At 69.8% G+C, this 7077-nt stretch carries 6 protein-coding genes; all 6 read right to left on the bottom strand.

What is annotated here, in order from left to right; genetic code table 11:
* A partial coding sequence (locus VFP86_20420; GenBank protein ID HET9002014.1) for a glycosyltransferase occupies positions 1 to 437 on the bottom strand: 437 nt, incomplete at its 3' end.
* Positions 434 to 1606 (bottom strand): putative lipid II flippase FtsW, encoded by a 1173-nt coding sequence (gene ftsW / locus VFP86_20415; protein ID HET9002013.1) that lies wholly within the window; start codon positions 1604 to 1606, stop codon positions 434 to 436. The genes ftsW and VFP86_20420, both read right to left, overlap by 4 nt.
* Positions 1597 to 3096: a UDP-N-acetylmuramoyl-L-alanine--D-glutamate ligase gene (gene murD, locus VFP86_20410; protein HET9002012.1), complete on the bottom strand. Its 1500-nt coding sequence runs from the start codon at positions 3094 to 3096 to the stop codon at positions 1597 to 1599. The genes ftsW and murD overlap by 10 nt, the downstream gene beginning before the upstream one ends.
* Positions 3093 to 4058 (bottom strand): phospho-N-acetylmuramoyl-pentapeptide-transferase, encoded by a 966-nt coding sequence (gene mraY, locus VFP86_20405; GenBank protein HET9002011.1) that lies wholly within the window; start codon positions 4056 to 4058, stop codon positions 3093 to 3095. The genes murD and mraY overlap by 4 nt, the downstream gene beginning before the upstream one ends.
* A complete protein-coding gene (murF, locus tag VFP86_20400; protein ID HET9002010.1) occupies positions 4055 to 5473 on the bottom strand; it encodes a UDP-N-acetylmuramoyl-tripeptide--D-alanyl-D-alanine ligase in 1419 nt (472 codons plus the stop codon). Before murF ends, mraY begins: the two co-directional genes overlap by 4 nt.
* Entirely contained in the window at positions 5470 to 6954 is a 1485-nt protein-coding gene (locus tag VFP86_20395) for a UDP-N-acetylmuramoyl-L-alanyl-D-glutamate--2,6-diaminopimelate ligase (protein ID HET9002009.1), read from the bottom strand. The genes murF and VFP86_20395 overlap by 4 nt, the downstream gene beginning before the upstream one ends.
* Between the last annotated feature and the right edge of the window lie 123 nt (positions 6955 to 7077).

The raw sequence follows: 7077 nt of genomic DNA, 5'->3' as shown, positions 1-7077 counted from the left end.
TCGGAGGAGACGGCGATGACGCGGCTGTACCGCGCCAGCGTGCGGTTCGTCCGTCCGGGGAGGGCGTTTCCCTCAAGGACGACGACCGGCACGTTCGTGACGGCGGCGGCGATCACGGAGGGCACGGCGGCGACTCCACCGGTCGCAATCACCACGTCGGGCCGGAAGCGCGCGACCACGCAGAACGCCTGCGCGAGGCCGACGCCGACGCTCGCCGCAGACACGACCAACCGCCACGGAGCCCGGCTGCGCGGAGGCCGGACGGCCAGCCCCACGAACGGGACGCCGGAGGCGGGAACGAGCGAGGCTTCCATGCCCGCGCGGCTGCCCACAAACAGGACACGCGCGCTCGAATCGCGGCGGCGCAGGGCTTCCGCGATCGCGAGCCCCGGGTACACGTGGCCGCCCGTCCCGCCGCCCGCGAGCAGGATGTTCATGCGCGTCCCCGCGCGGCGTCCCGCGTGGGTCCTCGCGATGAAGCGGAGGCAACGACCCCGTCGGCAGGATGCGCGTACTGGGACAGGTTGAGGAGGATGCCGATGGCCAGATAGCTGAACACAAGCGACGACCCACCGAACGAGATGAACGGCAGCGGCACGCCCGTGACGGGCACCGTCCCCGAGACGACCCCGATATTGAGCGCGGCCTGTCCGACGAGCATCGAGGTGAGCCCCGTGGTCAGCAGGATCCCGTAGCGGTCGGGCAGGCGGGATGAGATCCGAAACCCCCAGACGGCCAGCAGGATGAACAGGACAATCACCCCGGCGGCCCCCACCAGCCCCAACTCTTCGCCGATGATCGCGAAGATGAAGTCGGTGTGCCGTTCCGGAAGATAGAAGAACTTCTGCGTGCTGTGGCCGAGCCCGAGCCCGGTGAGGCCGCCCGATCCCAACGCCAGGAGCGACTGAATAATATGGAAGCCGGTGCCGCGCGGGTCCTTCCAGGGGTCGAGAAACGCGAGGAGCCGGCTGCTCCGGTATCCTTCGCGCATCACCAGCGCGAACACCACGGGAACCGCGGCGCACCCGAGCGCGAGCAGATGCTCGATACGCGCGCCGCCGACAAACAACATCACCCCGGTGACCATCGCAAGGATCAGGACCGATCCGAGATCCGGCTGCCTCAGGATCGCCGCGGCCAGGACGAGGAAGACGATCACCGGCGGCAGCAACCCGGCGGCGAACTCGCGAACCCGTGTGCCGCGGTTGGCGAGGAAGTTGCTCAGATACAGAATCATCCCCAGCTTCGCGAGTTCGGCCGGTTGGAAGTTAAACACTCCTCCGAGCGGCAGCCAGCGGCGCGCGCCGCCTGCGACCCGGCCGATGTGAGGAAACAGGACGACGATCACCGCGAGGATGGTGACGGCCAGCAGCGGCACCGTCCACCGGCGCAGTTTGGCGTAGTGGATTTTCCAGGCCACGGACATCGTGGCGAGGCCGATCACGGCGTAGATGATCTGCCGCTTCAGAAAGAACGCGCCGTCATGGTACTGCGCCTGCGCCGCGACCGACGAGGCGCTGTAGACCATCACGATCCCGATGCACGTCAGGAAGAGCGCGGTCAGAAATACCTCCCAGGCCGCGGCGCGGCGATGGATCAGGTCCATCGCCCGCTCCCGCCGACGCCCGCTTCCGCTTCCCGGGCCAGCGCGGAGACGAGGGCGAGGTACCGGTCTCCCCGCTCCCGATAGTCGCGGAACTGATCGAAGCTCTCGCATCCAGGAGAGAGCGTCACGGCGTCTCCCGCGTGGGCCAGTTCGCGCGCGCGTTGGACCGCCGCGTCGAGGGTCCCGCACATGAGCATGGGGATGCGGAGCCCGGCGGCATCACACGCCTCCCCGATGCGTGGGGCCATGGCTCCGATCAGCAGGACGGCGCGCACGGACGCGGCCCGATCCGCGAGGGCGTGGGCCAGCGGCCGGAAATCGGCGGCGGTCCCACCCCGGCGCTGCCCGCCGGCGATGAGCACGAGGGGACGGTCGAACGCGCGAATCGCGGCCGCCGCAGCGGCGGGATTCGTGGCGAGCGAGTCCTCGTAGAACCGGACGCCGCCGACCTCAGCGACAAACCGCATCCGGTAGGGCAGCCCTCGAAAGGCCCGCAGCGCCGAGGCGATCGCCTCCGCCGAGGCGCCTGCGGCCCGCGCGGCGAGGGACGCGGCGAGCGCGTTTTCCACCGTGTGTGGCCCCGGCACTTGAAGATCGCCGACGGAGCACAGCCGGTCCTCGTGCCCATCCACGCGCACCGTGATCCGGCCGGCGACGAGGCAGGCGCCCTCCTCCACCTCACGCAGCCGGCTGAACGGCAGGACGCGGCCGCGCGCGGCCGGCGCGAGGCCCCACGTCGGCGGATCGTCCGCATTGAGGATCGCCCGATCGTCCGCCCGCTGGTAGGCGAGGATGCCGGACTTGACCCGGACGTACGCCTCGAACGATCCGTGATCGTCCAGGTGATGCGGCGTCACGTTCGTGATCACGGCGATCTGCGGACTATACCGGAGCCCGAGGAGCTGGCGATTGCTGATCTCGAGCACCAGGATCGCGCCGGGGGTGACTTCGTTGAGCCGGTACACGATGGGGACGTGCATCCGATCGTTTCCGCTCACGAACGTCTGCCGGCCGCTCGCTGCGAGCATCTCCGCGGCCAGCTGCACCACCGTGAATTTTCCGTTGGTCCCGGTGACGCCGAGGATCGGGCAGGGGACGGTCTCAAAGAACAACTCGGTCATGCTGGAGAGCGGCACCCCGGCGTCGCGGGCCCGTGCCACCGGCGCGTTTTCCGGATGCCGGAACCAGGCCTGCCCCGCGTAGATCACTTCGGCGTGCTGGATGCCCTCGAGATAGCGGTCGCGGAAGCGGAGCTGGATCGGCGCCCCGAGCAGCCGCGCGATCGCCGCCTCCTGGGCGGCCGGGTCCATCCAGGCGTGCGTGCGCCGGAACGCCTCCGGGAACCCGTCCTGTGTCTGGAGGTCGTGCCCGGTGATCGAGGTCACCCCGTGGTCGAGCAAGAAATCGACGACGGCCGCCCCCTCGGTCCCCGAGAGGCCGACCACATGAATGCGTTTGCCGCGAAGGCGCGCGATAACGTCTGCGATCATCCTTTAAGCCTCACGCCCAGCGCCGCGAGCAGTACCCCGCACACCCAGAACCGCACAACGGTCTGGGTCTCCGTCCAGCCGATCAATTCCAGGTGGTGATGGAACGGGCTCATCCGGAAGATCCGGCGACCGGTCGTCTTGAACGACGCGACTTGGAGCGCGACGGACAGGGCCTCCCACACAAACAACCCCCCGACCACGAGCACGAGCAGCTCCATCTTGCCGAGCACCCCGGCCACCGCGAGGCCGGCCCCGAGCCCCTGCGATCCGACGTCGCCCATAAACATCTGCGCCGGATGCGCGTTGTACCAGAGGAACCCGAGCGAGGCCCCGGCCAGCGCCGCGCAGAGCATTCCGGCGGAGGCGACGTTGGCCTGCGCCGCGATCGCCGTGAGCGCGCCCGCGGCGATCACCACGCTGCCGGCGGCCAAGCCGTCCAGGCCGTCGGTCAGGTTGACCGCGTTCGCCATGCCCACGACGTACAGCGCGCAGAACACGGGATACCCCCACCCCAGGTCCACTCGGAGGTGCGTGCCGGGCACGCCGATCCACCCACCCACGGCGGGATGCAGGACGGCGTACACGCCGAGCGCCAGGCCCAGCGGCAGTTGCAGGAGCAGTTTCTCCCGCGCCCGCAGGCCGAGGTTGCGGCGGCGGACGATGCCGAGGGCGTCGTCCACGCCGCCCACCGCACTAAAGCCGATCACGACGGCCAGGGCGATCAGCACCTCACCGACATTCCCCCCGAACACGCGGCGGGCGATCAACACCGCGAGAATCGCGGCGCCGATAATCAGCATGCCTCCCATCGTCGGCGTGCCCGCCTTGACCCCGTGGCGTGACGGTGCTTCCTCCCGAACCGATTTGACGGCGCCCGTGCGCCGTAACCATCCGACGAGGGGGCCGCCTCCGGCCAGGGTGAGCGCGGCGGCCAGGCCTGCGGTCGTGAGGTAGGGCGTCACACGCCTCCTCCCCGCCCAGACGCTTCCGTGGGTTCCGCCCGCGTCAATGCGGCGATGATGCGCTCCATCGCCATCGCGCGCGACCCTTTGACCAGCACGACCGACCCGGAGACGAGCGTCCGGTGAAGGAGATCCACCACCTCTTCGAGGCGCTCGGTGTGCACCACCCGGGGCCCGCCCTCCGCGCGCGCCGCGGCCGCCAGGTCCGCGGCCATAGGGCCGAACGCAACCAGGAGATCGATGCGCCGCTGCGCCGCCTCGCGACCGACCCGCCGGTGCGCCTCGACCGTGTGCGCGCCGAGTTCTTTCATGTCGCCCAGCACGACCACCCGGGGAGCGCCCGGGACTTCGTCCATGACGTCGAGGGCGGCCGTCACGGATTGCGGGCTGCTGTTGTAGACATCGCTCAGGAGGACCGTGCCTCCGAGACGGACGATCTCCAACCGCATCGGCAGCGGCGCCGCCTCCGCCAGCCCCGCGGCGATCCTCGCCGCGTCGATGCCGAGCGCGACCCCGACCGCCGCGGCGGCGAGTGCGTTCTGGACCGCGTGCCGCCCGGGGACGCGGAGCGTCACCTCCGCCCTACCGCTCGGGGTCACAAGGGAGAACCGGCTCCCGCGCATGGGGAGCGCGCGCACCGCCTCCCCCCGGACCTCCCCCCGCTCGAGCCCGAACGAGAGGACGCGCGCCCGGGTACGCGCCCTGAGGCCCCATGCCAGCACGTCGTCCGCGTTGAGGATCGCGTATCCGTGCGGAGGAAGGCCCTCGACCAGCTCTCCCTTCGCCGCGGCGAGGGCGTCGCGGCTGGGAAAAAAGTCCAGGTGCGACTCGCCGATGTTGGTGATGACCCCGATCTCGGGGCCCGCGATCTCCACCAACTCACGGATCTGTCCGGGACCGCGCATCGCCATCTCGAGCACCGCGACTTCACGGTCCTCTGGGATGTTGGCGAGCACAAGGGGAACCCCGATCTCGGTGTTCTGGGTCTCCGGCGAGCGGGCGGTCCGAAATGCCGTCGCGGTCACACTCGCGGCCATCTCTTTGGTGGACGTCTTGCCCACGCTTCCCGTGATGCCGACGACTCGAAGTTGCTGCCGGTCCCGGATCCCGCGTGCGACGCGGTGAAACGCGCGCAGTGTATCCTGGACCCGGATGACCGGTCGATGCGGCGGCGCGTCGATGGAAGGCACGGAGACCAGCACCCCGGCGGCGCCGCGGTTAAAGGCCGCCCCGACGAACCGATGCCCGTCGGTGTTGCCGCCGCGGAGAGCCACGAACAGCATCCCCGGCTCGATCACCCGGCTGTCCACGGCGGCGCCCCGGATGATCGCGTGGGCCTCCCCGCGCTCCAGCGCGCCCCCTCCAAGCTGCGCCACCTCGGCCGCCGTGAGCGCGGGGGCCAACGCGCCCGTCATCGCCTCGCCTCGACCCCGCCCCGCTGGGCCCGCAGGACTTCGCGGGCCACTTCGCGGTCGTCAAACGCCTCAACCCGGCCTCCCAAGATCTGATAGGTTTCGTGCCCCTTGCCTGCGATCACGACGATATCGCCGGAGCGGGCCAGGGCAATAGCGCGTTCGATCGCGGCCCGACGGTCTGGGATGCTCTCGAAGTTTGTGTCCCCCTGGACGCCGGTTTCGATCTCCCGGATGATCGACTCCGGATCTTCACCGCGCGGGTTGTCGGAGGTGAAGATCGCGTAATCCGCGAGGTGTGTGCCGATCCGTCCCATGATCGGCCGCTTCGTGCGATCCCGCTCGCCCCCGCACCCAAAGGCGACGATGCGGCGGCCCGAGGAGATCTGTGCGGCCAGCCGGAGGATCTTCTCGAGGCTGTCCGGCGAGTGAGCATAATCGACGAGGACGGTGAACGACTGCCCTTCGTCGACCAGCTCGCACCGGCCGGGCACGCCGGCCACCGACTCGAGCGCCGCTCCGAGCACCGCGGGATCAATGCCGTGCGCGAGGCCGACCGCAAACGCGGCGAGCGCGTTGGACACGTTGAACCGGCCGGGGAGGCGCAGCGACAACCGTTGCGTCCCCTCGGACCACCTCACGGTGAATTGGGTGCCGTTCGGCGCCAGCGCGAGATCGGACGCCTGCACCTCCGCCGGTGCATCGATCCCGTAGGTGATCACCCGCCCGCGGCTCCGCTCTGCCATCGCCGCGCCGCTCGGGTCGTCGGCGTTGACGATGCTGACTCCCTCCGGCGCGACCATCGCGAACAGCTTCGCCTTGGTGCCGCGGTATCGTGTGAGATCCCCGTGAAAATCGAGGTGATCCTGCGTCAAGTTGGTAAACACGGCGGCCCGGAAGTGGCATGCCGCGACCCGCGAGAGCTCAAGCGCATGCGAGGTGACCTCCATGACGACGTGATCGATCCCATCCGCCCTGAGGCCGCACAACAGGCGCTGCAGGTCGGGGGCCTCGGGAGTGGTGGAGGTCGTCATGGGGAAGTCCACCGAGACCCCTTGGGCCAGGACGCCGATCGTGCCAACCACCGCGGGGCGGTGCCCTGCGGCCCGCAACACGGCATCGATCAGATATGTCGTGGTGGTCTTTCCATTGGTCCCCGTCACCCCGCAGAGCCAGAGGTGGCGGGACGGATCACCGTAGAACGCCGCGGCGAGCACGGCCAGAGCGTGGCGCGTGTCCGCGACGACGATCTGCGTCGCTGAGACATCGGGGAGGGGATGGTCGACCACGACGGCCGCGGCGCCCCGCCGGACGGCGTCCGCCGCGTACTGATGACCATCGTGGACGAACCCCCGGATGGCGCCAAACAGATCTCCGGGCTTGACGGTGCCGGAATGATAGGCGATCCCCGAGATCTCAACGTCAGGGGATCCGATGAGTGCACAGGCCGGCAGCGAGCCTGCCAGCAGGTCGGTCAACCGCATCCTGGCCCTCCCGTGCACCCCGTCCCCCCGCCGGGTCCCGCCCGGGCAGCGCCCAGCACGCCGCGACCTCGGCTCAACCCGACGACCCCTAACCTACTATATTAACAATTTGACCCCATCCTA

This window comes from bacterium (assembly GCA_035703895.1).
Classification (GTDB): domain Bacteria; phylum Sysuimicrobiota; class Sysuimicrobiia; order Sysuimicrobiales; family Segetimicrobiaceae; genus Segetimicrobium.
The sequence above is the reverse complement of the archived record's forward strand: the minus strand, read 5'-3'. Positions and strand labels throughout refer to the sequence as shown.